This is a genomic window from Balneatrix alpica DSM 16621 (assembly GCF_000619885.1).
In the GTDB taxonomy this organism is placed as follows: Bacteria; Pseudomonadota; Gammaproteobacteria; order Pseudomonadales; family Balneatricaceae; genus Balneatrix; species Balneatrix alpica.
This window is the reverse complement of sequence record NZ_JHUZ01000006.1, coordinates 207,970-234,508: the sequence shown is the minus strand read 5'-3', so window position 1 is coordinate 234,508 and position 26,539 is coordinate 207,970. Positions and strand designations below refer to the sequence as shown.

Genomic DNA, 26,539 nt, shown 5'->3' with positions numbered 1-26,539 from the left:
GCCCCCGGTCTCGGCCACCTCCGCCCCGCGGAAACCCAGTTAGCAGGAAATAAGTAGTGATCGAGAATCTACGCAATATTGCCATCATCGCCCACGTTGACCATGGCAAAACCACCCTGGTGGACAAGCTGTTGCAGCAGTCCGGCACCCTGAACCGCCGTGACGAAGGCCAAGAGCGGGTCATGGACTCCAACGACCAGGAAAAAGAGCGCGGTATTACCATTCTGGCGAAAAACACCGCGATCAACTGGAACGGCTATCGCATTAACATCGTTGACACCCCAGGACACGCCGACTTCGGTGGCGAAGTAGAGCGGGTACTGTCGATGGTTGACTCCGTACTGCTGCTGGTTGATGCGGTTGATGGCCCCATGCCTCAGACCCGTTTCGTCACTCAGAAAGCCTTCGCCCGTGGCCTGAAGCCAATCGTGGTGGTCAATAAGGTAGACCGTCCCGGTGCTCGCCCTGACTGGGTTATCGACCAGGTATTCGATCTGTTCGATCGCTTGGGTGCCACCGAAGAACAACTCGATTTCCCGATCATTTACGCTTCTGCCCTGAATGGCGTTGCCGGCCCCGAAGCCGACCAACTGGCCGAAGACATGAGCCCGCTGTTCCAGTCTATCGTTGATCTGGTACCACCTCCTCAGGTTGACCGCGACGGCCCCTTCCAGATGCAAATCTCCGCACTGGACTACAACTCTTATGTTGGCGTTATCGGTATCGGTCGTATCAGCCGTGGCCGGGTCAAGAGCAATACCCCTGTAAAAGTCATCGATCGTGACGGTGCGGTGCGTAATGGCCGTGTCCTCAACATCATGGGTTACTTGGGTCTGGAGCGTGTCGAAGTCGCTGATGCGGCAGCCGGTGATATCGTCTGCGTGACCGGTATGGACGAGCTGAACATCTCCGACACCCTGTGTCAGCCCGATGCCGTTGAGGCGATGCCTGCTCTGACTGTGGACGAGCCCACCGTCAGCATGACCTTCCAGGTTAACGACTCTCCCTTCGCCGGTCGTGAAGGTAAGTTCGTGACCTCACGTAACATTAAAGACCGTCTGGATCGCGAACTGCTGCACAACGTGGCCCTGCGTGTGCGTCAAGGCGATAGCCCCGACCGCTTTATCGTCTCTGGCCGTGGTGAACTACACCTGTCGGTACTGATCGAAACCATGCGCCGTGAAGGCTATGAACTGGCGGTTTCCCGTCCCGAAGTCGTACAGAAAGAAATTGATGGCCAGATCATGGAGCCCTACGAGCAGGTCGTCATTGACTGTGAAGAGGACTACCAAGGGCCGGTGATGGAAGAAATGGGTCGTCGTAAGGGTGACCTGCGCGATATGCAGATGGATGGTAAAGGCCGTGTTCGTCTGGAATACCGCATTCCTTCCCGTGGTCTGATCGGTTTCCGTAACCAGTTCCTGACCCTGACCTCCGGCACCGGCATCATGACCTCCAGCTTTGAAGGTTATGACTCCGTTAAACCCGGCCCGGTTGCCAAGCGCATCAACGGCGTACTGATCTCCAACATCACCGGCAAGAGCCTGGCCTATGCCCTGTTCAGCCTGCAGGAGCGCGGTCGTCTGTTTATTGACCCCAACGTGGAAGTGTATGAAGGCCAGGTCATCGGTCTGCATAGCCGTGGTAACGACCTGACCGTCAACCCCACCAAGGCCAAGCAACTGACCAACGTGCGGGCTTCCGGTAGTGATGAAAACATCCTGCTGACCCCGCCAGTGCGCCACTCTCTGGAGCAGGCACTGGAGTTTATCGAAGACGATGAACTGGTGGAAATCACCCCGAAAAGCATCCGTATTCGTAAGAAGCTGCTGACCGAAAACGAGCGTAAGCGCGCTTCTCGCTCATAAGGATGAGTTAGACTCCCGTCTGACCACGACAAAACGCCCCAATCGGGGCGTTTTTTATTCTTGGCTATACTCAATAGGCTCCCAGCTGCCAAGGAACTGCCATGTATAGCCTTTACCCTGAGCTGTCCCCTTATCAGCAACACTGGCTGGATGTTGGCCAGGGTCACCAACTGTACCTGGAAGAAAGCGGCAATCGCCTGGGCTTACCAGTTTTAGTGATTCATGGTGGGCCCGGCAGTGGCTGCTCCCCTATCTTGCGTCGTTTTTTTGATCCGCAGCGTTATCGCATCATCCTGTTCGATCAACGTGGCTGTGGCCAATCACGCGCCAGCCAAGTGTTAACCGAAAATCACAGTCAGGCTCTGGTTGAAGATATGGAGCGTATTCGCCTCCATCTAGGTATTGAGCAATGGCTGCTCTGGGGGGGCTCCTGGGGCAGTGCTCTGGCGCTTTATTATGGGCAACTGCACCCGCGGCAAATTCTTGGCTTTATTTTGCGCGGTATCTTCCTGGCCCGCCCCCAGGACATCGCCTGGAACTACCAAGCGGGCAATGGCGCCAGTCGGCTTTATCCCAGCCTCTGGCACGAACTCTGTCAGGGTCAGCCACTAATCGATGACTCTCTCTTGGCAACCTATCAGCAGCGCCTCCACTCCAGCAATGAATTAGAACAAATGCAGGCAGCCCGGTTATGGTGGCGCTGGATGGAGCGGGAACAACACCATCAGCTGCCTCAGCCTCATCCGGAGTTACTCAATCGCAGCCGTATTCATTGCCATTATCTGACCCAGCAATGCTTTCTCCAGCAGCATCCTTTGCTGGAGCATATGACTCACCTTGCCCAGCACCCCGCTATTTTGATCCAGGGGGAGCTGGACACCATCTGCCCGGCAGAGCAAGCCTGGCAACTCTATCAGCATTGGCCCAGCGCTGAATTAAACTGGGTAAAAGGGGGGAGACATAGCCCACTAGAGCCTTCAATGGTGGATAATCTGATTCGCGCCAGCCGCCATTTTGCCTTACGCAGCGCCTAATCTTTTACAGATGCATGCAAGCGCCTTTGCCCTTATGCTGTAGCGGCAAAGGAGGATATAGCAGTGAAAGCATTAATACAGCGGGTTAAATCAGCACGAGTCGAAGTAGAGGGCGAAGTCGTCGGTGCGATCGATCAAGGCTTATTGGTATTACTAGGTGTCGAGCGCGACGATACTCCCGCCAGTGCCGATAAACTATTGGAAAAGATATTGAAGTATCGCGTTTTTAGCGACGCTGACGGCAAAATGAATTTAAGCCTGCTCGATATTCAAGGCCAATTACTACTGGTATCGCAATTCACCCTGGTTGCTGATACTCGCAAAGGCTTACGCCCCAGTTTTTCCAGTGGCGCCAACCCTGAATTAGGCCAAGAGCTCTACCAATACACTATTAAACAAGCGAAAAAAACTGGCTTAAAAGTCGAGCAAGGGCGCTTTGCTGCGGATATGCAGGTGCACTTAATTAATGATGGCCCTGTGACATTTTGGTTAGAATCTAACCCCGGGACTTGAAAACAGCCCTATTACAACAATAAATTACAGCATAGAAACAAATAAATGAGTGTTGCCTTATAACTTTCCGCTAGGCAATCGCTATAATTCGGCTACACTTTTGTCACTCCTTAATTATTAGAACGGTTTGAACGATTATGAAACTTGATCTGCAATCCATGTCTTTGGCTGAGCTGCAAGATCTGCAAGCCAGTGTTGAGAAAGCCATTGCCAGCAAAGAACAGCAGGCTGAAATCATTGCCCGCATCAAAGCTCTGGCAGTTGAAAATGGTCTGAGCCTGGATGCTGTTGCCTCTGAGCTGCAAGGCACCGGCCGCAGCAAGGGCTCTAGCATCAAAGCTAAATCTGCTCCTCAGTACTACAATCCAGCCGCCCCTGAGCAAACCTGGACGGGTAAAGGCCGTAAGCCCAAGTGGATTGAAGAAGCACTGGCAGCAGGCCGTGATCTGGAAGAGTTCCGCATCAAGAGCTAAGCGGAATCTCCCCTATAAAAAACGCCAGCCATGCTGGCGTTTTTTTATTACGCCCCCATCCTACTTAATTGTTTTAAAAGAATTGCTTGGCCGAAAGGGTCGCTTTAATCACTTCAACAGGTTTCATCAAATGCGGATGAATCAAGGCTTTCACCGCTACTTTATCCCGAGACAACACCGCCTCTAATAAATCCTGGTGCAAGGCCTTACTCCGCGCTAACGACTCAGCATTCATTAAGGTTTCTTTAAGCCATAGACGTCGATAACGCTCTGCGCGGTCATAAAGAATTTGCCGCACCTGCAATAACTGCACTGAACCGCAGCCTTTTACCATGGCCTGGTGGAAAGCACGATGACGCTCTTCCCATACTTCCAGCAATGTATCAGCGGCATAACTACTGACATCGATTTTAAACAGGCGATGAGCCTCAGCGACTATCTGAGCCTCCCATTGGTCATCCCCACGCTCTAATGCTAACTCCAGTGCCAATGCCTCGATATGCGCCCGAGTTTCATAAATATCGAGTAGCTCATCGCGGGATATCGGGCTCACTTTAAACCCCCGCTGGCTTTGCGCCACCACTAATTGTTCTGACACCAGCTGTGATAAAGCCTCACGGATAGGGCTAACTCCTACCCCATAACGCTCTTTCAAAGCAGACATCAGGAGTTTCTCACCAGGGGCAAAATAACCACGCAATATATCGGCTTTTAAATCCTGCAATATCGCTAGGCCTCTATTTTGCTTGCTATCGACTTCTGCTTTCATGCGCTAGCCTCAGTTGTTCTGCTGCTATTATCCCGCTTTAACTGTTGATGGGAAGGGCAGGATTGACAGGGCCAGGATGGACTGCCAAGGTCAGTGCATGCCAATAGGACAGTCTCTTCATGCTTAGCACCGCACAAAAAAGCCAACGTCTTACCCTGGTATTACAACAGTTACCCAGAGGGCATATCACCAGCTACGGCCAATTGGCCCGCCTGGCCGGACTCGGTCGCCAGGCACGCTGGGTCGGGCGCTGGATGGGGCAGCAGCCGGCCTCAGCGGGCTTACCTTGGTATCGGGTATTACGCAGTGGTGGCCAGCTTCCTTTTCCTTTATCGAGCCCGGCCGGGCAAGCCTTTGCCCAACCCTTACAGGAAGAAGGGGTGATCGTGCAGGGTAGCGGGGTCAACTGGCAGCGTTTCGCCTGGCTGAAAGATCATCAGGAGGAAGAGGCCTGGTTACTTTGGGCCCGACATGCACTGGGTATAGACTGGAACTAAGGCAGACCCGCCACCCTGTACACCCTCATCCTCAAATCATACCCTGGCGTAACCAGTAACTGCTAAGGCTGGCTTTTAGCGACTTGTAATGCTGGGGCCCGAGCATGGTAGTAATACTCAACTCATCACTTAGCGCCCGCTCTACCGGAGTGGGGTAATAGTCGTCCTTATCACTCATCACTGCCGCGACTCTCGGTAAGGGCCCGCGCTTACTACGTGCATAGACCATAGCAACTTCTTCATTACTCAAGCGCACTAAGCTACCCGGTGGAAATAACCCCAGCTCTTTGATGAAAACCTTCACCAATTTAGGATCCATCCCCAGCGCTTCGGCCTGAAACAAATCCCGCAGCGCCTCAAGCGCTAACTTTTGCCGACGATAACCACGGGGGCGAATCATCGCCGTGTAGATATCCGCCAGACCCAGAATACGCGCCCCTTCACTGATTTTGTCCCCAGCCAGACCATCCGGATAACCGCTGCCATCAAGACGCTCATGGTGTTGCAGCACCGCATCCAGCCAGCCTGCATCATGAATACCAGCCGCCACTAATAACGCATGGCCTTTACCTGGATGAGCACGTACCTGTTGCCATTGCTCTTCCGTTAAGGGCTTGCTCTGTTGCAACAGACGCTCCAACAAATCATGGAAGCCTAAGTCATAGGTTAATGCCGCAGCGACTAACTCCAGTCGCTTAAACAATGGCCACTTTAAACGACGACAGGTTAGTTCACAGAGAATGGCGCAGTGGAGTGGCCGGGCAAGGATTTCCGGCATGTCTTTATCCGCCTGCATAGCGCCTAGGAGCACATCTGGGTGCAATTCCGCATGGTGCTGCAGGGTGACGGCGAGATTAAGCAGGTCGGTCCGAAAACGAGAATACTGCTGACGTTCTAAACAGGTGTAGACCTGTTTAAGGGCTTTACTCCATTCAGTCGTTAAAGCAAAGGCGTGGTGCGTTGAAGCCAAGGGTCGGCATCCTATACAACGGGAAGGTGACCACGAAACGACGGCATCCTGCTTCGTGCAACTGGGCGCTAGCTTAGCCTGTGTGACTACCGCTGTGAATCCATCTTCAGGATTAGGAGGCTTTCTAGTCGTAATAAAAATGGGCAGGTTCGCACCTGCCCATTTCTGCTCCTTAACGAGTTATCCCTTACTCTTCGAGATAGGTATAACCCGCCAGTCCCTCTTCCAGGAATGCCAGGCAGTCTGCCTGCAACTCTGCACTCATACTGGAGTTGGCCAGCTGGCGCCGATAGGCTTCGAGGAAGTTCTTCGAATCGAAGTTTACGTAGCGCAGAATCTGCTCCACGCTGTCCCCCATTACCTCATTGGTAATTTGCCATTGGCCATCATCATCGATCTGCACATCCATGGAGTGGGTATCGCCAAAGAGGTTGTGCATATCACCGAGGATTTCCTGGTAAGCCCCTACCAAGAAAAAGCCCATTACATAGGGGTTTTCCGGATTATAGGGCGGCACGGGCAGCGTGCTTTCCACCCCCTGACCATCCACGTAGTGCTCAATGGTGCCATCCGAGTCGCAGGTAATATCCTGAATAATGGCACGATGCGTCGGCTCCTGATCCAGACCGCTGATCGGCAGCACCGGGAATACCTGTTCAATCCCCCACACATCAGGCAAAGACTGAAATACCGAGAAGTTGACGAACAGCTTATCAGCCAGCTTTTCATTCAGCTCATCGATAATTTCACGATGCGCACGGTTTTTCAGACTGAGCCAGGGGCGAATCTGGATACAGATCGCCAGATAAATCTGCTCCGCCTTAGCACGCTCGGTAATAGAGATCATACCGTGGGTATAGAGCGACTGTACCTCGGCAATGTCATAAATAGCATCGTGGTAAATTTCTACCACATTACGCTCATCCGCCTCGGTCAGCGCTTCCTGATAAGCGGCCCAAAGAGAGTGCAGGATCTTTGGATCCGCCGCCCCCGGACGCACAGGCTGCACCTCTTTCGGTGCTTCAATATCAATTACGTTGGCTAGCATCACCGCATGATGAGCAGTAAGCGCACGGCCAGATTCGCTGACGATATTAGGGTGCGGCAAGTTGCTCTCGGCGCACACCTCGGACAGGGCATAGACGACATTACTGGCGTACTCACTCATGGAGTAGTTCGCCGAGCAGGTGCTCTGAGAACGGGTACCCTCATAGTCGATACCCAGACCACCACCCACATCCACGACATCTACCGGTGCCCCGAGCTGACGTAATTCAGCATAGAAGCGCGCGCATTCACGCAGCCCCATTTGAATATCGCGGATATTGGCAATCTGTGAACCCAGGTGAAAGTGCAACAACTGTAAAGAGTCGAGAGAATCCGCTTTTTTCAGCTTTTCCACTACCTGGAGAATCTGGAAAGCCGACAAGCCAAACTTACTCTTTTCTCCACCACTGCTCTGCCACTTGCCCTTACCCTGGGAAGCCAGACGCGCCCGCAGACCAAGACGCGGTTGCACTTTCAGCTCTCGGGCTTCCTGTAAGACCAAATCCAGCTCTGACAGCTTCTCGATAACGATATAAACCTTGTGGCCCAGGGACTCGCCAATCAACGCCAGGCGAATGTATTCCCGGTCTTTATAACCGTTACAGATAATCACCGAGGAATTGGTTTGCTCGGACAACGCCAGTACCGCCATTAACTCTGGCTTGGAGCCTGCTTCCAGGCCCACCCTGGCCAGTGGATCACGACGCTGGCTATCCAGCAGCCCCTCAACCACGCGGCGCTGTTGGTTCACTTTAATCGGGTAAACCGCCGTGTACTGTCCCTTGTACTTGTAATACTGCACCGCATCCTGGAAGGCGCGGCAAAGCGAGTTCACCCGATCATGCAGAATATCGGTAAAACGCACCAAGGCTGGTAAGGCTATCCCCTTCTCGTGCAACTGCCGGCACAACTCGGGCAAACTAACCTCTGCCTCTTTGTCCCGACGTGGACGCACGACCACATCGCCAGTTTCATTGACGTCAAAATAGCCATTACCCCAATAGGGGATGTTATAAAGCTTCAGTGCATCGCGGCTGTTCCACGTGCTCATTGCATCGGTTGCCTTAACAGTAATGGAGATAACCAGCACCAGGCTGGGACACCCGGCGGCTTACACGCCACCGGACTACGAACATTAAGCGAAGATGCCCTCGACAAGACAGCGTCTTGGCTCCGGGCTGAAGGTGCACAATCAGGCGACGCCAACATGCTGTTCCGGCCTGCACACCAGGCTGTGGATACCTGCTTGTTTGAAGCCCTCACGCATCACCTCCAGGGTTACTGGTTCAGATCGGCGCATTTGCCAACACCTCAACCAGATCATGGTGCCTCCTACATAAGTAGGTATGGGGGGAGCATAGAAGCTCTACGCAGTGAAATCCAGTTCAGCTACCCCACCGTCACTTAGGCCCTAAAGCCACTCAAGTAACGGACACACCCGTGATCCTCACTTCTGAGCGTCAACTCAATAAACAAAGCCATGACTAATAGGGTAAGAGCACAAGCAAGGGGGATTCAAGAAAGGCATAGCCTCAGGGGAGCACCCTGCTAACCGTCACTTGTGAAGTGCACGGCCGGCAAGTGCAAAAGCAGACTTGGGGCGTACACTCAGGCCCTGTTAAACATAAGACTCTGATGCGTAGTTGAACACGAGGGGGGGATTTATACGTGATTTTTGCGCAAAGGCAAGATTTTTTTCCGCCAGGTCGCGCTCAGACAAGTCATTAAAATACAGGGAAAAGAAACAAAAAATCCGGCATTAGCCGGACTTTATGGTGCAGATGGTGAGACTCGAACTCACACGTTCTTGCGAACACTAGCACCTGAAGCTAGCGCGTCTACCAATTCCGCCACATCTGCGTAGGGCGTGTTTTGCTTCTACTCGGTTTAAGCACAATATTGGTTTAACCAGAAAGCGAAGCCAGGTGATTTACCTGTTACTTGCGAGCCGGATTTGGTGCAGATGGTGAGACTCGAACTCACACGTTCTTGCGAACACTAGCACCTGAAGCTAGCGCGTCTACCAATTCCGCCACATCTGCATGCGGCTCGCGAAGTGCTGCGTATCTTACGCAAAAATTGTGGCTTTGCAAGCCACCCCATCACAAATTTTCGCAGGCTTTTTCAGCCTTTTGTGATGGTGCCCAGAGGCGGAATCGAACCACCGACACGGGGATTTTCAATCCCCTGCTCTACCGACTGAGCTATCTGGGCATCATGGTGCGGAAGGAGAGACTCGAACTCTCACACCTTGCGGCACTGGAACCTAAATCCAGCGTGTCTACCAATTTCACCACTTCCGCAAGTGGTGCCCAGAGGCGGAATCGAACCACCGACACGGGGATTTTCAATCCCCTGCTCTACCGACTGAGCTATCTGGGCAACGAGGCGCGTATTATAAGGATTGGCAAGTCTCTGTCAATGCCATACGCGTCAAGCGGGCGCAACTCTAACCAGCCGCCTCAAAACTGTCAAGACTCCGGCGGCACGTAGCCTTCAATTTTGGTGAGGTCTTCACCGCTGAAGAAACGCCCCATCTCCTCTTGAATCAACTGTCGCGAGGCGGGATCCATCATATTCAGACGTTTTTCATTGATCAGCATGGTCTGGTGTGCCAGCCATTCCTGCCAAGCTTGCTTGGAAATGTTTTCGTAAATATCCAGCCCTTTCGGCCCTGGGAAAGGCGGACGCTCCAAGCCTTCCAACTGCTGTTGATGCTTACGACAAAATACCTGACGACTCATGCTAACTCCTCCTCTAACCGAGCCAATAGGGCTTTAACCGGTGCAGCCAAGCCCAATTGCGGCGGCGCTTGCAGGTTATACCAAAGCTGCTGACGACCTTCCATGCTTTGCCGCACACTGAGGCCGCGCCACAACCAGGGCTCAATATGCAATTGAAAGTGACTAAAGGTGTGACTCAAGCGTGGCCAACACTGTTGCTGTTCCACCTGCCAAGCCTGTAACCACTGCTCCAAGCTGCTCTGATCGGGAGCTTCCGGAAAGCTCCACAAGCCTCCCCAGATACCGCTCGGCGGACGCTTCTCTAACAACACCTCCCCCCGCTCATTCAGTAGCATCAGCATTTTAGTATGACGCTGGGGTAAAGTTTTACGCGGCTTAGGGTGGGGATATTGACTAGGCTGCCCTTCCGCCAAGCCCTGACAGTGGGTCTGTAATGGGCAGAGCAAACAACTGGGCTTGCTACGAGTGCACAGGGTTGCCCCCAAATCCATCATCGCCTGACTGTAGTCGCCCACCCGTTGCTGAGGGGTATAACGCTCGGCGTAATGCCACAGTTGCTGCTCAACTTTTTTATCCCCAGGCCAACCGGCCAGGGCGTGGAAACGGCACAGCACCCGCTTCACATTACCATCGAGAATCGGCGCCCAAACCCCACGACTGATCGATAAAATCGCCCCGGCGGTTGAACGTCCAATACCCGGTAAGCTCTGCACTTCCTGCAGTGTAGCTGGAAACTCGCCGCCATAGTTCTGCAGCAGAATCTTGGCCGCCTTATGCAGATTCCGCGCCCGGCTGTAATAGCCCAGCCCGGTCCAATAGTGCAACACCTCATCTTCACTCGCCGCAGCTAGCTGCTGCACATCCGCAAAACGCTGGATAAAGCGTTGATAGAACGGGATCACGGTAGCGACCTGGGTTTGTTGCAGCATGATTTCCGAGATCCACACCCGATAAGGTGTTTTATTGAACTGCCACGGCAATTGATGGCGACCATGCTGATCAAACCAGCTCAGCACCGCCTGGGAGAAAGCTTCAGGTGTCACGGTAATAGTTAAGATCTTGTCTAATGTGCCCGCATTATAGGCTGGGCTGGGCTGCCAACGGCAGCCCTTATAAAGGGTTACTGGCCGAACAACCCTTTCAGTAACCCCTTCACCGCCTCACCACCTTCGCCGCCAAGTTGCTCACTCAGTTTATCGGCTTGCTTTTCCAAGGCCCGGTTGACCTCTTTTGCCGCCTTACGCTGAGCCTCACGGGCCGCTAACTGCCCCAGCACCTGGCTAAAGCCAGCTGCATCGGCCTTACACCAACTATCCGGTTGCGCATCTAAGCTGCCCTGACAACGCAGAGGCCAGGCTAAACCCTGAAACTTAGGGTTAATCGTACAGGCCTGCTGACTGGTGTCCCCCTCTACCGTGACCGCAACACCCATATCCAATTGCCGCTGCGGTAGCTGTACCAAGCCTTGCCCCTCAGCACTGGCTCCCTGCAGGCGGGCCTGCAACTGGGTGATCTGTACCTGACCTTGCTGAATTTGACTGCTCAGTTGCGCACCAAGAAAGCGCGTATCCGCACTGGGAGGTGCAGTCAGGGGCTCCTGATTAAGGGTCGCGATGCCCTCACACAGCTGCTGGGTGAGGTTTACTTGTCGCAACCATCCCTCTGCCACACTGGCCTTGGCTTCACCAGCCAGACTGCGGGTCCAGGCAGCTTGGCTATTACCCTGTACATTCAAAGCGGCCCTTAACTGAGCCCGTCCCTCGAACAGGGGCTGTTGCCCCAACAGGCTAAGCACCTGCTCGATCGCCACCTGCTCCGCCTGCAACTGTAAATGACTTTGCATCGGCTGCACCGCTGCCTGTACCTGCGCTTTAGCATGAATGCTGCCGCCCGCTACCTGCAGCGCCAACTGACTGACATCAAGTTTACCCTGGTTAGCCTTGGCCACCAGCTTCACGCCTTGCATCTCAACACCCTGGGTCTGTAGCTTCGCCACCTCCAGATCGAGCATCCATTGCGCCTTAGCCAACCACTGCTGTGGCAGAATTTCAGCCTCAGCCTCCGTCCCCGCCGTGGCCTGGCTGTCATTAGCTGCAGGGGTGGCTGCTGGTGCAGAGGCCTTGTTCGCCGCAGATGCCTGATAGCGGTCTAGATTGAGCTGATCCAGCTTTAACTTAAGCTGGCTCATGCCGCTCTGACTATCCTGACTAAACAGTCCTTGCCCTTGACTGGCATCCAACTGCAAGCGCATGTCCGTCAGGCTCAAACGCCCTTGCTGCCAGGTCCAGGGGCTACGCAGTGCGACTTGTTTGAGGGCTCCCTCAGGCAAATCCTGCACGAATCCCTGGCGCTGTAACCATGCCGCCAAATCAGTGCTGGGCAGCTCCAGTTGCCCCTTACCTTCACCCTGGTCCAATAACCATTCCAACTGCCATTGCAACGGCAGCTGATCAACTTCGAGACGGCCATCATGCAAGGTTAATCGCTGTAGTTTGGCATCAAACTGCAGCTGGGTTGCCAACGATAGGGGCACAGGCTGGGTCAGGACGCCTTCCACCTTGCCTTGCATACGGAGATCTTGCAGTTGATACAGCTGACGCTCCGGATCAAGCAGCACCTGCGCCTGCCACTCGGACTGCAACTGCTGTACCTCCCCTGCTTGCGCCCGACTCAGCGGCAAATTTAACTGAGCCGGAAAGGCCTGCCCCAGACGAATTTGCTCCGCCGTTAAGGCTAACGGCCCTAACTGCAGACGCTGGCCCTGCTGCTGATCATCCAAACTGACCCGTACCTCACGCAATTGCAGCGATTCGATAGCTAGCGCCAGGGGCTGTGCGTCGGTGGTGCTGGCACCTTCCTCCGCCTTTCCTGCGCTAGCGCTGTCGCCAGATGCCGTCTGCGGGGCTTGCCAGTTCGCCTTACCCTGGGCATCACGCACCAGACTGAGCTCCAAACCTTCTACCTGCAGAGCTTGCAAATTGAGCTGGCCATTCAGCAAGGCGGGCAAATCGACCCCGATACGGGCTCGCTGTAAAAACAACAGATTGGCTTGTTGCGGATAACGGCCCTGTACTTCATGCAGCTCCAGTGCCAGGGTAGGAAAAATCGACCAGCCCAAGGGTTGATCTAAGCTGATTTCTAGCCCCGTTTGCCGTTGCAGCTCCTCGCGCAGCTGCTGCCGGTAGTCATTGGGGTCAAAGGCGGTGAACAGATAAACCAATAACAACGCTAACAGGCCAAGGGCCACTGCCAGCAACCAGCCTATTAATTTCGCAATCTTGGCCATGATGATGTCCCTCTACTGCTAAGATCCAGCAGCGATTGTAGCCCAATCGCGCCTTAACCGTTCTCACTGAAAGCGCAAACCTTTATACTTTCGCCTCCAAATTGACCTTTTTCCGTCCAGATCACAGCAGTGGAGAGCCGCATGGCCGAGCGTACCGCCAGCGTTACCCGAAACACCCTGGAAACCCAGATCAGCGTCAGCCTGAACCTCGATGGCACCGGCCAGTTCAAGTGCGTGACCGGGGTTCCCTTCCTCGACCATATGCTGGAGCAGGTTGCCCGTCACGGCCTGATTGACCTGGACATCCATGCCCAGGGCGATCTGCATATTGATGCGCACCATACCGTTGAAGATCTGGGCATCACCCTTGGCCAAGCCTTTACCCAAGCGATTGGCGATAAAAAGGGCATCAGCCGTTATGGCCATGCTTATGTGCCTCTGGATGAGGCACTGTCACGGGTGGTAATAGACTTCTCCGGCCGTCCTGGCCTGCACTTTGCGGTGCCCTTTACCCGTGCCAGTGTTGGCGGTCTGGATACCGAACTCTTTTTCGAATTCTTTCAGGGCTTCGTCAACCATGCCCTGGTGACACTGCATATCGACAACCTCAAGGGTCATAACAGCCATCACCAGGCCGAAACCGTATTCAAGGCCTTTGGCCGAGCATTGCGGATGGCGCTAACAGCAGATGCTCGCATGCAGGGCATTACCCCCTCCACCAAAGGTTGTTTGTAAGGAGCGACTGCCATGGCTAGCGTTGCCGTAATCGACTATGGCATGGGCAACCTGCATTCTGTGGCCAAAGCCCTGGAGCACGTTAAGCCCGGTGAACAGGTGTGGGTGACTAACGATCCTGAGCGCATTCTTGCTGCTGACCGGGTCATTTTGCCCGGCGTAGGTGCCATCCGTGATTGTATGGGCGAAATCCGTCGCCTGGGCTTCGATAAACTGGTGGCCGAGGTTGTGGCTTCTGGTAAACCCTTGCTGGGTATCTGTGTCGGCATTCAACTACTCACCGACTTCAGTGAGGAGAATGGCGGTTATCCCTGTCTTGGTGTACTGCCTGGCAAAGCCCACTTTTTTGGCAATACGCTGCAAGATCAGCAAGGTAATAAGCTCAAAGTGCCCCATATGGGTTGGAACCAGGTCAGCCAAAGCCGCGCCCATCCCCTGTGGCAGGGTATTAGCGATAACAGCCGCTTCTACTTCGTACATAGCTATTATATCCATGCCAGCCAGCCTGAGATGGTCGTGGGCCGTTGCCACTATGGCCTCGACTTCGATGTGGCACTCAGTCACAACAACGTCTTCGCGGTACAGTTCCACCCAGAAAAAAGCCATGACGCCGGCCTCCAACTGCTGCGTAACTTTTTACACTGGGATGGCCAGCCCTAAATTTTGATGTTTAAGGGCAGCCACCTGCCCAAGCTAAAGGTATGAGCATGCTTGTAATTCCTGCGATTGATTTAAAAGATGGCCAGTGTGTGCGCCTGCGTCAGGGACGGATGGATGACTCCACTGTTTTCTCTAACGACCCGGTCGATATGGCCGCCCGCTGGGTAGAGGCTGGTGCCCGCCGCCTGCACCTGGTTGACCTCAACGGCGCCTTTGCGGGGGAACCTGTCAACGGCGAGGTGGTCAAGGCAATTGCCCAGGCCTTCCCTAAGCTACCGATCCAGATTGGTGGCGGCATTCGCTCCGCTGCCATTATTGAGACCTACCTGAAGGCTGGCGTGCAGTACGTCATCATCGGTACCAAGGCGGTGAAAGAGCCTGAATTTGTCAGCCAGATGTGCCGTGAATTCCCCGGTCATATTATTGTCGGCCTGGATGCCCAGGATGGCATGGTCGCCACCGATGGCTGGGCAGAGGTGTCGAATATCAGCGCCATTGAACTGGGCAAGCGCTTCCGTGATGACGGTGTTGACTCCATTGTCTACACCGACATCAGTCGCGATGGCATGATGCAGGGGGTAAATGTTGAAGCCACTGTACAACTGGCGGTGGAGTCTGGATTACCTGTGATTGCCTCCGGCGGCGTCACCAACCTGGCGGATATTGAGGCGCTGGCCAAGGTCGCACACCAGGGTATCTGTGGTGCCATTACCGGTCGCGCCATCTATGAAGGCACGCTCGATGTTCGTGAAGCCCAGGCGCTGTGCGACAAACTGCTGGGCTAAAGCAGTTCTGCTGATATTGATATCAACCCCAAAGGGCCCAAGCGGCTCTTTGGGGTTAGTTTTGCTTAGTTAACTACCATCCTTTGTAGCAACAAGCTAACCCCCTGCTCCTACACCCCATATTCGGCACGATAAGCCTGAATGGCGGCAAGCTGTGTCGCCTCGGCTCCGTTTTGCTGCAAGAATTCGACAATGTGCTCCAGGCTCACAATGCTGGCCACCGGCATCGCATAATCGCGCTCGACCTCTTGGATGGCGGATAACTCTGCCTTACCGCGCTCCTGCCGGTTCAGCGCAATCACCACCCCGGCAGGGGTAGCGCCTGCTTGCTCAATCAAGGTCATCACCTCACGGATCGCCGTGCCGGCGGTGATCACATCATCAATGATTAATACCCGCCCCTGCAGGGGAGCCCCTACCAGATTACCGCCCTCACCATGGGTTTTAGCTTCTTTACGGTTAAATACATAGGGCACGTCGCGGCCATGATGCTCCGCCAGCGCCACCACCGTGGCGGCCGCCAGGGGAATCCCCTTGTAGGCAGGGCCAAGGATCACATCAAACTCAATACCACTATCAACAATGGCCTCAGCATAGTAACGGCCCAGCTTGGCCAGGGCAGCACCAGAGTTAAACAGGCCAGCATTAAAGAAGTAGGGACTGCTACGCCCGGACTTGAGGGTAAACTCCCCAAAACGCAACACCTGCTGACGGATGGCAAATTCAATAAAGTCTCGTTGATAGGCTTGCATGGGGACCTCTTGCGGCTGTGTTCAGAACAGGGGCCTATTGTACTGCCTCCCACCACGCCGCCAACCCCTGGCTCAGGCAGCAATAACGCCAAATTGACGCTAAACCAAAGTCTTATTGACCTAGTTATCAACATTCAAAGCAAGTAAACTTAGCCGCACTCACCGTCAGCAGTTCTGGCGGGGCCCAGCAACTATGGTATGATTAGCGCCCTTTCCGGGGCAGACCAAGTAATAGGATCAGGTCACTGATGCGTGTCATCACTCTCAATGTGCAAGGTATCCAACAAGCAACCGAGCGTGGGCTGTTTGACTGGCTAGTCAAACAGGATGCGGATGTTGTCTGTCTGCAGGATCTGCGCGCCAAGGCATATCAGCTGGACGATGCCAAATATCACCCCCCGGGCTACCAAGCCTTTTTCTTCGATGCGCCTGAAGACAACTACAGCGGCGTAGCTATTTATTGCCGTGCCCAACCTAAGGCAGTGATGACCGGCCTGGGTTTCGAGCTGTGCGATTTTCATGGTCGTTACATCCAGGCTGACTATGAAAAAGTCAGTATTGGCTCCTTACTGCTGCCCTCCGGCGAAAATGACCCGGAGAAGCAAGCCATCAAGGATGAGTTCCTGGAGCATATGATGGCGCACATGAAGAAGACGCTGCGTAAGCGCCGCCAGTTTATCTTTTGCGGTACTTGGAATATTGCCCGCGAACCTCGTGATGTCAGTAACTGGTACGTCAACCAGAAAAACTCCGGTTTCTTGCCGGAAGAACGTGCCTTTATGCGGGAGATGTTCGATGAGCTGGGCTTTGTCGATGCCTTCCGTGAAGTCAATCAGGCCGATCGTCAATTTACCTGGTGGCCTCATTACAATCGCGCCTTCGAACTAAACGAAGGGGCACGCCTGGATTACCAGGTCTGCACCTCGGAGTTTGGCCGTAAAGTAAAAGCTGCCCGTATCCTCAAAGAGCCACGTTTCTCCGACCACGCCGCCGTGGTTATCGACTACGATCACGCGCTGGAAGCCTAAGCTTCCAGCCTTTTCTCTCCTTACGCACTCAAATCCGCCAAAAAAACGCGCTAGTAACACTAGAGCGCTTCCTGACTTTTGTTCATATCTCTAATCGCTATAGTTCCTTTACACCCTAATTATTCGTTGAAAGGAACTGCTTATGCGCTTTTATCAAAACATCACTGTGCGCACCAAGCTCATCCTGTCCGGCTTGCTTCCCCTGATCCTAGTGATCGGCATTGCCATTAGCGCCACCTTAATCATGGCCCGTATCAATGCTGGCGTGACCAGCATTTATAACGATAGGGTTGTTCCCCTACGTGATCTCAAGGTGATTGCCGACCTCTATGCAGTCAATGTGATTGACGCCGTCAATAAAGCTAACGCCGGTATCATGAGCGGTGCTGAAGCCCGTCAGGGTATTGTTGATGCCCGCAGCGTGATTGATCAACGCTGGCGCGCCTATATGCAAACCACCTTGACCCCGACCGAGAGCAAATTGGCAAAAGAAGCAGAAAAACTGTTCGTTGATGCCAACCGCTCCATTGATCAGGTAGAAAAGTTTCTTAGTGCCAACCCCGGCCAGCTCGCTGGCAAAATGCAGGATTATGATGGTCCTCTGTATGACACTATCGATCCTATCAGCAGCAAAATTACCGAACTGATCGAGCTGCAACTGGATGTCGCCAAAGACGAAAGCGAGCTGATTGAATCCCTCTATGCCAGCGCACGCTTCTGGTTCACGCTGGCGGTGGTGCTCGGCATTATCCTCGTACTACTCTTTAGCTGGCTCAACTTTCGCACCATTGTACCGCCCCTCCATTTGCTCCAGCGTACCATGCGCACCATTGCCGCTGACTCCAACCTCAGTCTGCGTGCTAACTATGATGGCCAGGATGAAATTGGCAAAACCGCCAAAGCCTTTGATGGTCTGATGGATCGCCAACAACAGCTGGTCGGCCAAGTTAGTCAGGCAGTGCTCAGCCTCAGCCAAATGGCCAGCGAGATTAACTCCCTCTCCAGCGAATCACGCAGTCATGCTGAGCGCCAACAGGCGGAGACCAATCAGGTAGCCACTGCCATGAATGAGATGTCGGCCACGGTCAACGAAATTTCTCATAATGCGGCCCATGCTGAAGACAACGCCCGCACTGCCAGCACCGAAACCGAACGTGGCAATCAAGTAGTAATGACCGCTGTCAGCCAGATGCGTGAACTGACCGAGTCGGTTGAACAGGCCAACTCCGTGATCCAAACCCTGCAATCTGATAGCGAAAGCATTGGCAAAGTATTGGAAGTAATTAAGAGTATTGCCGAGCAAACCAATCTACTGGCACTCAACGCCGCCATTGAGGCCGCCCGTGCCGGTGAGCAAGGCCGTGGCTTTGCGGTGGTCGCGGATGAGGTCCGCACCCTGGCTCAACGCACCCAAGAATCGACCCAGGAGATTCAGGGCGTTATCCAGACCCTGCGCGATCGTGCCCAACACGCAGTTAAAGTCATGTCCGAAAGCCACGAGCGAGCTCGCTCAGGCGCTGAGCAAGCCGACCGGGCCAGCAATGCGCTGGACACCATCAAACGCTCAGTACAGGATATGTCCGCCATTAATGCCCAAGTCGCCACTGCCGCGGAAGAACAAAGCAGCGTCACCGATGAAATTAACCGCAGCATCATCGCCATTCGCGATATGGCGGCCGAGGTTTACCGTGGCGCCAATGACTCCGCTCAAGCCAGCCGTCAACTGAATGAACTATCACAGCAACTACAACAACAGATTGCCGTGTTTAAACTCTAGCCCTGTCACCCAACACTGACGACAGAAACTAAGAGGGAGCCATTCGGCTCCCTCTGCATTAATAGCATTTATTGCTGCAACAAATGCACTTACTCAGCCAATGCCTGACGTTGCAAACTAATCAGCTCAGCAATACCTTTATCCGCCAACGCCAACATCGCGTCCATTTCAGCTTTAGTAAAGGTCACACCCTCGGCTGTACCCTGCACTTCGACAAAGCCGCCTTCAGAGGTCATCACTACATTCATATCCGTTTCTGCCGCAGAGTCTTCCAAGTAATCCAGATCCAACACTGGCTTACCCTTGTAGATCCCCACCGATACAGCCGCCAACATAAAATTCAGCGGGTCCTTTTTGATGCCAAAGCTCTTATCACCTTGCATCACCCGCAGCGCATCGACCATGGCCACACAGGCACCTGTAATAGACGCGGTACGCGTACCGCCATCAGCCTGGATCACGTCACAGTCAATAGTCAGGGTATTTTCACCCAGTTTGCGCAGATCCACCGCTGCACGCAGTGAACGGCCAATCAGACGCTGAATTTCCAGGGTACGACCACCCTGCTTACCACGGGCCGCTTCACGATCATTGCGAGAACTAGTTGCACGCGGCAGCATGCCATACTCAGCCGTGATCCAGCCCTGGCCCTGGCCTTTGAGGAAGCGAGGCACCCCTTTAATGGCGCTGGCTGTGCAGATCACCTTGGTTTCACCAAACTCCACTAGCACAGAGCCTTCCGCATGTTTGGTGTAATGACGTGTGATGCGCACTGGGCGCATCTGATCCGGGCTGCGGCCACTGGGACGCATGGCATCGATACCCAGTTGCTTCAGCTGATCAGACAAAGATGAACTCATGCACAAATTACCTTGGTTGTCCAAATGGGTGCTTAAGAAATCAGGGATGGGTAGAATACCAGATCATCCACATTTACGCAGTGCCTGAGGTTAGCACCATCATGACTCAAAGCATGACCGCCTTTGCCCGTAAAGAAGTGCAACGCAACTGGGGCAGCCTGGTCTGGGAAATCCGCAGCGTTAATCATCGTTATCTGGAACCCCATTTCCGCCTACCCGATACTCTGCGCGAAATGGAAAGCGCTCTGCGCGAACGCCTGCGCCAACAGCTCTCGCGCGGTAAAGTCGAGTGCAGCCTGCGCTATCAGCTTAACAGTGGTGCCGACAGCCTCAGCATTAACCAAGACCTGTTGGAAAACCTGCTGTTGGTCTGTGACCAGGTACAGGAACTGCTGCCCAAAACCGCCAAGCTGAATCCTTTGGAAGTACTGCAATGGCCAGGCATTCTACAAAGCAGCGAACAAGATATGAGTGAGCTGCTGGAAGACGGTCTGGATGCCTTTGACCTCGCCTTACAGGAGCTGATCGCCAGCCGTAGCCGCGAAGGCCAGGAACTAGCCCAACTGATTCAGCAGCGTCTGGATGCCATGAGCAAAATAGTGGAGAAAGTACGGGATCTGCTCCCTACCATTCTTGAGCGCCAACGCCAGCAATTACTGGATAAATTTGCCGACTTGCAACTGGAGCTTGATCCCCAGCGCCTCGAACAAGAAATGGTCATGCTGGCACAGAAAGCCGATGTCGCCGAAGAGCTGGATCGCTTGGACACCCATATTATCGAAGTACGCAGGGTGCTGCGCCAAAATGGTTCCATTGGCCGCCGGCTCGATTTCTTAATGCAAGAACTCAACCGTGAAGCCAATACCCTGTCCTCTAAATCCATCGTTGCAGAGACCACTCAGCAGGCGGTGGAGCTCAAGGTATTGATCGAACAAATGCGTGAACAGGTGCAGAACATTGAGTAACGGTCGCGGAACCCTGTATATCCTTTCCGCTCCGTCAGGAGCCGGTAAAAGCAGCCTGGCCCGTGCTTTGATGGCACAGGATCATCAGGTGCAGTTCTCTGTTTCCCACACCACCCGCGCCATGCGGCCAGGGGAGGAGAACGGCGTGCATTATCACTTTGTTGATCATGCTGAATTTGAGCGTCTGATCGCAGCGGACGCCTTCCTGGAACATGCTGAGGTCTTCGGTAACTACTATGGCACCTCCAAGCAAGCAGTGGATACGGCCTTAGCGGCCGGACAGGACATCATTCTGGATATCGATTGGCAAGGCGCCCAACAAATTCGTTTGCAACGCCCCGATACCGTCAGCATTTTCATCCTGCCCCCCTCGCAAGAAGCCTTGCAGGAACGTTTGCAGGGACGTGGCCAGGATAGTGCCGAGGTGATTGCCAAACGCATGAGTCAGGCAGTGGCGGAAATGTCACACTATAGTGAATATGACTACCTGATTATTAACGATGACTTTAATCAGGCACTGGGACAGCTTACGGCAATTTTTCAGGCTCAGCGCTGTCGTTTAAATAGCCAGCAGCAACGGCAGCAACAGCTGTTGGCACGGCTCTTGCCAGCATCCTGAGCCTCACGTAAACTTGCGCCTCTTGTACTCAAGCGGTGAAATCGTTCACTTTTTGTTCAACCCTAGATAAATTTAGGTAGACAGCAACACCATGGCACGAGTCACTGTCGAAGATTGTCTGGAAAACGTTGATAACCGTTTTCAATTAGTAATGGTCGCTTCTAAGCGTGCACGTCAGCTCGCCACCGGTGGTCGCGATCCCAAAGTTGCTTGGGAAAACGACAAAGCCACCGTGGTTGCTCTGCGTGAAATCGCCCAAGGTCTGGTTACTCCCAAAACCCAGGACGAGGAAGAGGACGACCTTTAACAAGGAGCCCTCATGTCCACCATTGATGCGCTCGCTGAGCGTTTAGGCAGCTACTTACCGCAGGAGCAAATCCAGCAGGTTTGTCGTGCCTACTTCTACGCTGAGCAAGCGCACGATGGTCAATACCGCAAAAGCGGCGAGCCCTATATTATTCACCCGCTCGCCGTTGCGGATATTCTCGCCTCCATGCAGCTCGACTATCAGACCCTGATGGCCGCCATGCTGCACGATGTCATCGAAGACACCGGCATTCCCAAGAAAGCGCTACATGCACAATTTGGCGAAATCGTCGCCGATTTAGTCGATGGAGTCAGCAAACTCAACAAAATGGAGTTTGCCACCAAGGCTGAAGCCCAGGCGGAAAATTTCCAGAAGATGGTTCTGGCCATGGCGTCGGACATCCGCGTCATTGTCGTTAAGCTGGCTGACCGCTTGCACAATATGCGCACTCTGGGAGCGATGCAGCCTGCCTCCCAGCGCCGCATTGCCCGCGAGACCCTGGATATCTACGCTCCGATTGCTGGGCGTCTGGGCATGCACCTCATGCGGACAGAGCTGGAAGACCTCGCTTTTGCCGCTCATTTTCCTATGCGCTCTAAGCACTTACTGGCGGCGGTCAACAAAACCCGTGAGTCACGCAAAGAGCAAATCGAGCAGGTGCAGCAGAGCATTCATCAGCGTCTGCAAGAGCAAAAACTCAGTGCTCGGGTAGTATGGCGCCAGCGCCATCTCAACAGCATCTACAACAAGATGTACCACGAGCGCAAACGCCTGGTCAGCATTATGGCAACCCAGGTCGTAGCGATCGTCACGGATAAGGTCGATACCTGTTATCGCATCCTTGGGGCATTACATAGCCTGTATAAGCCCGTGCCTGGCACCTTTTCCGATTACATCGCCATTCCCAAGGCCAACGCCTATCAAGCTCTGCACACCACGCTTTTTACCGGTAAAGGTTTCCAGCTTGAGGTCTTGATTCGTACCGAAGAAATGGAAATGGTGGCTAATCTGGGTATTGCGACCCAGTGGAGCAGCAAAAGCCACCAGCAGTTGAGCAGCGACCGCTTACAGGGCAGCCATAGCCGAGCCCAGCGCTGGGTCGCCAACCTGTTGGAAATGCGGGAGCGGGCCGCCTCTTCGCTAGAGTTTATCGAACACGTTAAGGAAGACCTGTTTCCCGACGAGATCTATGTCTTTACCCCCAAAGGCAAAATCATGGAGCTACCGCGAGGTGCGACCCCAGTCGATTTTGCCTATGGCGTGCATACTCAGGTAGGGAATACCTGTGTAGGCTGTTATCTGGATGGCCATTTGGCCGCTTTATCCAGTCCATTACAAAGCGGTCAAACGGTAGAGATCATCACCAAAGAAAACTCTCATCCCAACATGGCTTGGCTGAACTTTGTCGTCACCGGCAAAGCCCGCTCCAGTATTCGTCATTATTTAAAAAACCTGGAGCGGAGCGAGTCCATTGAACTCGGGCGACGCTTGCTAACCCAGGCGGCCAATCAATTTGGCTACAGTCTCGATAGCCGTAGTGAGGTGGCTGAAGCGGAAATCCTGCTGGAGTTTAATTATCCCAACTGGGACACCCTGCTGGAGAATGTCGGCCTAGGCCAGCATACCGCCCATATTCTGGCCCACCGCCTGCGCCCCCGCGACAACGAAGAGCAAAGTACAAGCACCGCTGTCAGTAAAACCACCAACAGCCAGCAAGCACTGACCATTAGCGGCTCCGAGTCCATGCTGGTCAAGTTTGCCCGTTGCTGCTTCCCTATCCCAGGCGATCCTATTCTTGGCCACTTCAGCAGTGGTCATTTGATGGTACATCACGCGCACTGTCGCAATACCCAAGAATGGATGAACAAGGCGGATAAGTGCCTGAATCTCACCTGGGATAGCCATCGTCACCGCGAATTTCCTACCCGTCTTAAGGCCCAGGTACAGTCCCAGCGAGGGATTATTTCTTCCCTGGCGCTGTCCATCAGTCAGGCAGAAGCAAACCTGCTACGGATCGATACCCATGAACAGGCAGGCAATCTGTTGGAAGTGGAAATGGATCTGCAGGTGCGTGATCGCGTCCATTTGGCACGCGTCCTGCGCCGTCTACGCCACCTGAAAACTGTCATTAAGATCCAACGTATTCATAACTGCCAATAAGGCTGGGCTGAACCCTTTTCTTGACGAGAAATTTGCTTGTATAAGCAGAGTAGGGCATAGCTATTAGGTTGCGGTAATGCTGTCAGAGCACTGCTAAACAAGAGAAGGGTATAAAAGGTAGGAGAAAAAAGGGGGAGGGGACAATCCTTGTCTGACCTGTAATCCTTACTTGATCCCTGTGTGCTCTATCCTGAGCGGCCATCCTGGCGGGCTATCCGTCATCGTCCTAAACTCCCCTGAGGCATCCTGCCTACTGCATCCTGCTGGTCATCCTTGGAAACCTATTTTGCCACTCTTTAACAAAAAATAAATAAGAATTTTTCCTATTTTTTACTTTATGTAACCCAACTCTACCAATGTGGCCTGATAACCCTGTCGATAATCGGGATAGTGCAAAACATAACCGCTCTCAATGACAGCATGGTTACGGCAATATTTACTCCCCCCACGACTGCGCAGACCTTTTAAGGTATGCAACTGCACTCCTAACTGCTGGGCCAACCACTGACATACCTCCGCCAAGGGTGCCGGCTCACTGTCCGTTACCAGGTAGCATGGCCGCCAGGGTTGCTGCTGCAGCGCCAGGTTAAGTAGGTGACAGATAAAACCCACCACATCCTGCTGATGAATGCGGTTACTGATATAAGCTGGCTGCTCAGCCTGGCCCACCCCCGCCAACACCTGCTCTAGCAAGTGATTGCGCCCTGCACCATAAATCCCGCTTAGCCGCAGCACGCTGGTCGGGTAAGGGAGGGCCCGCACTAAGGCTTCCGCTTGCAGCAGCACCTGCCCCGCATAACCACTGGGCTGAGTCGGGGATTGTTCATCCACCCATTCCCCTTCGTTCTGGTGATAGACACTGGTGCTGGAAACAAAAAGCAAACGTTGCGGAGGCTGGGACAATCCCTGCAGTAAATGCTGTAGGCCATGAACAAAGGTCGCTCGGTAGCCTGCCTCATCCCGGCTCGCCGGTGTCAACATCACCACTACATAGTCATAGGCTGGTAACGTTGGAACCTGCTGGCACAAGTCGACATAGTGCAGGGGATAAGGCGAATGAAGACGGGGAGTGCGGCACAGGCCAGTCACCTGCCAACCCTGCAGGCTTAACTGCTGCGCCAGGCTACCGCCTAACTTGCCCATGCCGACCAGCAATACACTTGGATTCATAGGATCTTCTCAATGCATGTTCAGATGTCATAGCTGTCGGATCTCATCACCTCTGAGAATCCTTACTCCATAAAAACAGACACTTAGCAGCCTTCGCGTGCACGAAAAACCTCATCAATGTTGCAATGAATCTCACGAAATCTCATAACCAATGAAATGCTTTAAATTTCATGCAGTTACAGATACAGCTAGAAACCACATGGATTACTAGGGGCTACGGCTTATTCTGCAGATGGTGCTGATTCGTTGAAGAGTTTTCCTCCTGCGCCTTGAGGGATTTGCACTGCCTCCGACGCTTGAGCACCTCTTTCGCCCATTGCCCCGCTTGCTTCATTTCATTACGGAGATCTTCGACCTCCTTTTGTGTTAGACGATGGTACTCCATAGACCTCTACCCTAATCCGTCTTCTGCGAGGGATTCCGAGACTCCTGCGCACAATGAGTCGATGATGTTCAATACTGCACTAGGGCACTCATGATTGTGCCAAGTACCAGCGTCTAGTCCGGCTCTTCTATTACGAGAGATTCCGCCGAATACTTCTCCGCGGTACGCTAACGACTATCCGACCCATTACAACACACAAGGAATATTTGCCATGGATGCAGCAGCCCTCAAGATTGTAGCCGACATATTGCCCTGGCTTTCACCAGTTATTTTTACTGCGCTCGCAGCTATCTGGTTCCGGCTGAGAGCGGGAACATCATATGGTCTGCTAAATCGGCTCTACGCCATCGTAATCGGCGGCAAAGAGTTCCATGACAGCAGTGTCGCCGAATACTGGAATGAACGGAAAGACGTTGAGCGTTTCAACGCGCTGTTCAATACGAGAGCCAAGTCTCTCAAAGATATTCAGCGCTTTAGGCTCTGGATAGAGAGGCACGACTTAGACCCCGAACTTTCACAAGCATCCAGCGTTGGTTCGATTTCGAGAAGCGGAAAGTCAAAAAGCTCAATACCTTGAAACTGGCTTTGCCATTGATTGGTACACTCCTATCTGTATTGCTGAGCTCCCCATTAATCCCGCTTGCATCAGCCAGCTCTGCGCTGCTCAAATTCAAAGACGAAGAGCAATGGATGTGGGTATACGAAATAACGGCATCCAGCTTCAGTTACAACCCCTTTCGTGACAAAAGTAGCGATTGGAGGATCTCTCCAGAACTATGCAGTCAATCGACCTTCGATCCTGTCGAGATATCGAAGCAAGTAAAGCTGCAGCCAAAAAATATCCAGATCATCTGCAACTCTTTTGGCGATCCCAAGAGCACCAGTCACATTAATGAGGTCATTGCAGACCAAAGGCTTTTCTGGATTTTCGTAGTTATCTCCTGGATTTTAGCTTTTCACTCCTTCAAAGAGGCAATTCGCAGAGCGGACGCCAATCGTGCTAGGCCCTATCTACTCAACAAGCTACTTTTGGCGCGGCTGCGTAAAGAGCCCGCCACCGGCTCCGACCAGGAATCCAAAACAAAGGCAGCATCACCCAAGACCGCCAGCTAAATACACCTTCTGCCGCAGCTGC

General features: G+C 53.5%; 23 protein-coding genes, 5 tRNA genes and 1 pseudogene. 15 read left to right on the top strand and 14 right to left on the bottom strand.

Translation table 11 applies throughout. The features are described 5' to 3' along the window. Nucleotides 1–56: 56 nt before the first annotated feature. From typA to Q334_RS0101630, 4 genes are all read left to right on the top strand, one after another. Nucleotides 57–1,868 (top strand): translational GTPase TypA, encoded by a 1,812-nt coding sequence (gene typA, locus Q334_RS0101645; protein ID WP_027311682.1) that lies wholly within the window; start codon nucleotides 57–59, stop codon nucleotides 1,866–1,868. 101 nt (nucleotides 1,869–1,969) lie between these two features. Further along, complete coding sequence (gene pip, locus Q334_RS0101640; RefSeq protein WP_027311681.1) at nucleotides 1,970–2,902, top strand: prolyl aminopeptidase; 933 nt, start codon at nucleotides 1,970–1,972, stop codon at nucleotides 2,900–2,902. Nucleotides 2,903–2,965: 63 nt separating this feature from the next. Beyond that, nucleotides 2,966–3,415 (top strand): D-aminoacyl-tRNA deacylase, encoded by a 450-nt coding sequence (gene dtd, locus Q334_RS0101635; protein WP_027311680.1) that lies wholly within the window; start codon nucleotides 2,966–2,968, stop codon nucleotides 3,413–3,415. 137 nt (nucleotides 3,416–3,552) lie between these two features. Beyond that, nucleotides 3,553–3,888: an H-NS histone family protein gene (locus Q334_RS0101630; RefSeq protein ID WP_027311679.1), complete on the top strand. Its 336-nt coding sequence runs from the start codon at nucleotides 3,553–3,555 to the stop codon at nucleotides 3,886–3,888. A gap of 73 nt (nucleotides 3,889–3,961) precedes the next feature. Here the strand turns inward: Q334_RS0101630 and csiR are convergent, their stop codons facing one another. Continuing rightward, the gene (gene csiR / locus Q334_RS0101625) at nucleotides 3,962–4,657 is read right to left on the bottom strand and encodes a DNA-binding transcriptional regulator CsiR (protein ID WP_081414295.1); all 696 of its coding nucleotides are present in this window, start codon (nucleotides 4,655–4,657) and stop codon (nucleotides 3,962–3,964) included. Between the two features lie 119 nt (nucleotides 4,658–4,776). Here csiR and Q334_RS17610 point away from each other — a divergent pair, with 119 nt between their 5' ends. After that, nucleotides 4,777–5,154, top strand: a complete 378-nt coding sequence (locus Q334_RS17610) for an MGMT family protein (protein WP_081414294.1) — start codon at nucleotides 4,777–4,779, stop codon at nucleotides 5,152–5,154. A 31-nt stretch (nucleotides 5,155–5,185) separates the two neighbouring features. Here Q334_RS17610 and Q334_RS19770 read toward each other — a convergent pair whose 3' ends face one another. The 10 genes from Q334_RS19770 to Q334_RS0101565 all read right to left on the bottom strand — a co-directional run bounded on the left by Q334_RS19770 (nucleotide 5,186) and on the right by Q334_RS0101565 (nucleotide 13,201). Beyond that, nucleotides 5,186–6,124, bottom strand: coding sequence for an HD-GYP domain-containing protein (locus tag Q334_RS19770; protein ID WP_051527438.1), 939 nt, complete (start codon nucleotides 6,122–6,124; stop codon nucleotides 5,186–5,188). A gap of 187 nt (nucleotides 6,125–6,311) precedes the next feature. Then, entirely contained in the window at nucleotides 6,312–8,222 is a 1,911-nt protein-coding gene (gene speA, locus Q334_RS0101610; RefSeq protein WP_027311677.1) for a biosynthetic arginine decarboxylase, read from the bottom strand. Between the two features lie 722 nt (nucleotides 8,223–8,944). Beyond that, nucleotides 8,945–9,031 (bottom strand) — tRNA-Leu (locus tag Q334_RS0101600). Nucleotides 9,032–9,126: 95 nt separating this feature from the next. Beyond that, nucleotides 9,127–9,213, bottom strand: a tRNA-Leu gene (locus Q334_RS0101595). Nucleotides 9,214–9,309: 96 nt separating this feature from the next. Further along, nucleotides 9,310–9,385 (bottom strand) — tRNA-Phe (locus Q334_RS0101590). A 4-nt stretch (nucleotides 9,386–9,389) separates the two neighbouring features. Then, a tRNA-Leu gene (locus Q334_RS0101585) sits at nucleotides 9,390–9,474 on the bottom strand. Nucleotides 9,475–9,477: 3 nt separating this feature from the next. Further along, a tRNA-Phe gene (locus Q334_RS0101580) sits at nucleotides 9,478–9,553 on the bottom strand. Nucleotides 9,554–9,642: 89 nt separating this feature from the next. Next, complete coding sequence (locus Q334_RS0101575) at nucleotides 9,643–9,915, bottom strand: oxidative damage protection protein (RefSeq protein WP_027311676.1); 273 nt, start codon at nucleotides 9,913–9,915, stop codon at nucleotides 9,643–9,645. Then, complete coding sequence (gene mutY / locus Q334_RS0101570; protein WP_027311675.1) at nucleotides 9,912–10,958, bottom strand: A/G-specific adenine glycosylase; 1,047 nt, start codon at nucleotides 10,956–10,958, stop codon at nucleotides 9,912–9,914. The genes Q334_RS0101575 and mutY overlap by 4 nt, the downstream gene beginning before the upstream one ends. A gap of 77 nt (nucleotides 10,959–11,035) precedes the next feature. After that, the gene (locus tag Q334_RS0101565; protein ID WP_027311674.1) at nucleotides 11,036–13,201 is read right to left on the bottom strand and encodes an AsmA family protein; all 2,166 of its coding nucleotides are present in this window, start codon (nucleotides 13,199–13,201) and stop codon (nucleotides 11,036–11,038) included. 141 nt (nucleotides 13,202–13,342) lie between these two features. Here Q334_RS0101565 and hisB point away from each other — a divergent pair, with 141 nt between their 5' ends. Genes hisB through hisA form a run of 3 tightly spaced genes read left to right on the top strand, consistent with a single transcriptional unit; the run spans nucleotide 13,343 to nucleotide 15,381 of the window. Further along, entirely contained in the window at nucleotides 13,343–13,936 is a 594-nt protein-coding gene (gene hisB / locus Q334_RS0101560; RefSeq protein WP_027311673.1) for an imidazoleglycerol-phosphate dehydratase HisB, read from the top strand. A gap of 12 nt (nucleotides 13,937–13,948) precedes the next feature. Beyond that, a complete protein-coding gene (hisH, locus tag Q334_RS0101555) occupies nucleotides 13,949–14,596 on the top strand; it encodes an imidazole glycerol phosphate synthase subunit HisH (RefSeq protein WP_027311672.1) in 648 nt (215 codons plus the stop codon). A gap of 47 nt (nucleotides 14,597–14,643) precedes the next feature. Then, the gene (gene hisA, locus Q334_RS0101550) at nucleotides 14,644–15,381 is read left to right on the top strand and encodes a 1-(5-phosphoribosyl)-5-[(5-phosphoribosylamino)methylideneamino]imidazole-4-carboxamide isomerase (protein ID WP_027311671.1); all 738 of its coding nucleotides are present in this window, start codon (nucleotides 14,644–14,646) and stop codon (nucleotides 15,379–15,381) included. Nucleotides 15,382–15,491: 110 nt separating this feature from the next. Here hisA and pyrE read toward each other — a convergent pair whose 3' ends face one another. Then, nucleotides 15,492–16,133, bottom strand: a complete 642-nt coding sequence (pyrE, locus tag Q334_RS0101545) for an orotate phosphoribosyltransferase (RefSeq protein ID WP_027311670.1) — start codon at nucleotides 16,131–16,133, stop codon at nucleotides 15,492–15,494. A 248-nt stretch (nucleotides 16,134–16,381) separates the two neighbouring features. On the opposite strand from pyrE, the gene Q334_RS0101540 reads away from it, so the two are divergent. Together Q334_RS0101540 and Q334_RS0101535 are read left to right on the top strand one after the other, a co-directional pair. Next, nucleotides 16,382–17,161 (top strand): exodeoxyribonuclease III, encoded by a 780-nt coding sequence (locus Q334_RS0101540; protein ID WP_027311669.1) that lies wholly within the window; start codon nucleotides 16,382–16,384, stop codon nucleotides 17,159–17,161. A gap of 142 nt (nucleotides 17,162–17,303) precedes the next feature. After that, nucleotides 17,304–18,938 (top strand): methyl-accepting chemotaxis protein, encoded by a 1,635-nt coding sequence (locus Q334_RS0101535; RefSeq protein WP_027311668.1) that lies wholly within the window; start codon nucleotides 17,304–17,306, stop codon nucleotides 18,936–18,938. A gap of 89 nt (nucleotides 18,939–19,027) precedes the next feature. On the opposite strand, the gene rph is transcribed toward Q334_RS0101535, so the two are convergent. Continuing rightward, nucleotides 19,028–19,750, bottom strand: coding sequence for a ribonuclease PH (gene rph / locus Q334_RS0101530; RefSeq protein ID WP_035460636.1), 723 nt, complete (start codon nucleotides 19,748–19,750; stop codon nucleotides 19,028–19,030). A gap of 149 nt (nucleotides 19,751–19,899) precedes the next feature. Between rph and Q334_RS0101525 the strand changes: the two genes are divergently transcribed. The 4 genes from Q334_RS0101525 to Q334_RS0101510 all read left to right on the top strand — a co-directional run bounded on the left by Q334_RS0101525 (nucleotide 19,900) and on the right by Q334_RS0101510 (nucleotide 23,849). Beyond that, nucleotides 19,900–20,763: a YicC/YloC family endoribonuclease gene (locus Q334_RS0101525; protein WP_027311666.1), complete on the top strand. Its 864-nt coding sequence runs from the start codon at nucleotides 19,900–19,902 to the stop codon at nucleotides 20,761–20,763. Further along, a complete protein-coding gene (gene gmk, locus Q334_RS0101520) occupies nucleotides 20,756–21,382 on the top strand; it encodes a guanylate kinase (protein WP_035460493.1) in 627 nt (208 codons plus the stop codon). The genes Q334_RS0101525 and gmk overlap by 8 nt, the downstream gene beginning before the upstream one ends. Nucleotides 21,383–21,473: 91 nt before the next feature. Next, a complete protein-coding gene (rpoZ, locus tag Q334_RS17600; RefSeq protein WP_035460492.1) occupies nucleotides 21,474–21,689 on the top strand; it encodes a DNA-directed RNA polymerase subunit omega in 216 nt (71 codons plus the stop codon). A 12-nt stretch (nucleotides 21,690–21,701) separates the two neighbouring features. Continuing rightward, on the top strand, nucleotides 21,702–23,849 hold the full coding sequence (locus Q334_RS0101510) for a RelA/SpoT family protein (RefSeq protein WP_027311664.1): 2,148 nt from the start codon (nucleotides 21,702–21,704) through the stop codon (nucleotides 23,847–23,849). 330 nt (nucleotides 23,850–24,179) lie between these two features. Here the strand turns inward: Q334_RS0101510 and Q334_RS0101505 are convergent, their stop codons facing one another. Then, nucleotides 24,180–25,019, bottom strand: coding sequence for an NAD-dependent epimerase/dehydratase family protein (locus Q334_RS0101505; RefSeq protein ID WP_027311663.1), 840 nt, complete (start codon nucleotides 25,017–25,019; stop codon nucleotides 24,180–24,182). Nucleotides 25,020–25,615: 596 nt separating this feature from the next. On the opposite strand from Q334_RS0101505, the pseudogene Q334_RS0101490 reads away from it, so the two are divergent. Further along, a pseudogene (locus Q334_RS0101490) lies at nucleotides 25,616–26,517 on the top strand (DUF6216 family protein). The last annotated feature ends 22 nt before the right edge of the window (nucleotides 26,518–26,539 follow it).

Excerpts from the sequence above, each read along its gene's own strand:
- Q334_RS0101575 (WP_027311676.1), bottom strand. The coding sequence starts at position 9,915 with ATGAGTCGTCAGGTATTTTGTCGTAAGCATCAACAGCAGTTGGAAGGC.
- csiR (WP_081414295.1), bottom strand. The coding sequence starts at position 4,657 with ATGAAAGCAGAAGTCGATAGCAAGCAAAATAGAGGCCTAGCGATATTG.
- rph (WP_035460636.1), bottom strand. The coding sequence starts at position 19,750 with ATGCGTCCCAGTGGCCGCAGCCCGGATCAGATGCGCCCAGTGCGCATC.
- Q334_RS0101525 (WP_027311666.1), top strand. The coding sequence starts at position 19,900 with ATGACTCAAAGCATGACCGCCTTTGCCCGTAAAGAAGTGCAACGCAAC.
- Q334_RS0101535 (WP_027311668.1), top strand. The coding sequence starts at position 17,304 with ATGCGCTTTTATCAAAACATCACTGTGCGCACCAAGCTCATCCTGTCC.
- Q334_RS0101510 (WP_027311664.1), top strand. The coding sequence starts at position 21,702 with ATGTCCACCATTGATGCGCTCGCTGAGCGTTTAGGCAGCTACTTACCG.
- Q334_RS0101630 (WP_027311679.1), top strand. The coding sequence starts at position 3,553 with ATGAAACTTGATCTGCAATCCATGTCTTTGGCTGAGCTGCAAGATCTG.
- hisA (WP_027311671.1), top strand. The coding sequence starts at position 14,644 with ATGCTTGTAATTCCTGCGATTGATTTAAAAGATGGCCAGTGTGTGCGC.
- hisH (WP_027311672.1), top strand. The coding sequence starts at position 13,949 with ATGGCTAGCGTTGCCGTAATCGACTATGGCATGGGCAACCTGCATTCT.
- Q334_RS17610 (WP_081414294.1), top strand. The coding sequence starts at position 4,777 with ATGCTTAGCACCGCACAAAAAAGCCAACGTCTTACCCTGGTATTACAA.
- pip (WP_027311681.1), top strand. The coding sequence starts at position 1,970 with ATGTATAGCCTTTACCCTGAGCTGTCCCCTTATCAGCAACACTGGCTG.
- speA (WP_027311677.1), bottom strand. The coding sequence starts at position 8,222 with ATGAGCACGTGGAACAGCCGCGATGCACTGAAGCTTTATAACATCCCC.
- hisB (WP_027311673.1), top strand. The coding sequence starts at position 13,343 with ATGGCCGAGCGTACCGCCAGCGTTACCCGAAACACCCTGGAAACCCAG.
- Q334_RS0101505 (WP_027311663.1), bottom strand. The coding sequence starts at position 25,019 with ATGAATCCAAGTGTATTGCTGGTCGGCATGGGCAAGTTAGGCGGTAGC.
- Q334_RS0101565 (WP_027311674.1), bottom strand. The coding sequence starts at position 13,201 with ATGGCCAAGATTGCGAAATTAATAGGCTGGTTGCTGGCAGTGGCCCTT.
- Q334_RS0101540 (WP_027311669.1), top strand. The coding sequence starts at position 16,382 with ATGCGTGTCATCACTCTCAATGTGCAAGGTATCCAACAAGCAACCGAG.
- pyrE (WP_027311670.1), bottom strand. The coding sequence starts at position 16,133 with ATGCAAGCCTATCAACGAGACTTTATTGAATTTGCCATCCGTCAGCAG.
- rpoZ (WP_035460492.1), top strand. The coding sequence starts at position 21,474 with ATGGCACGAGTCACTGTCGAAGATTGTCTGGAAAACGTTGATAACCGT.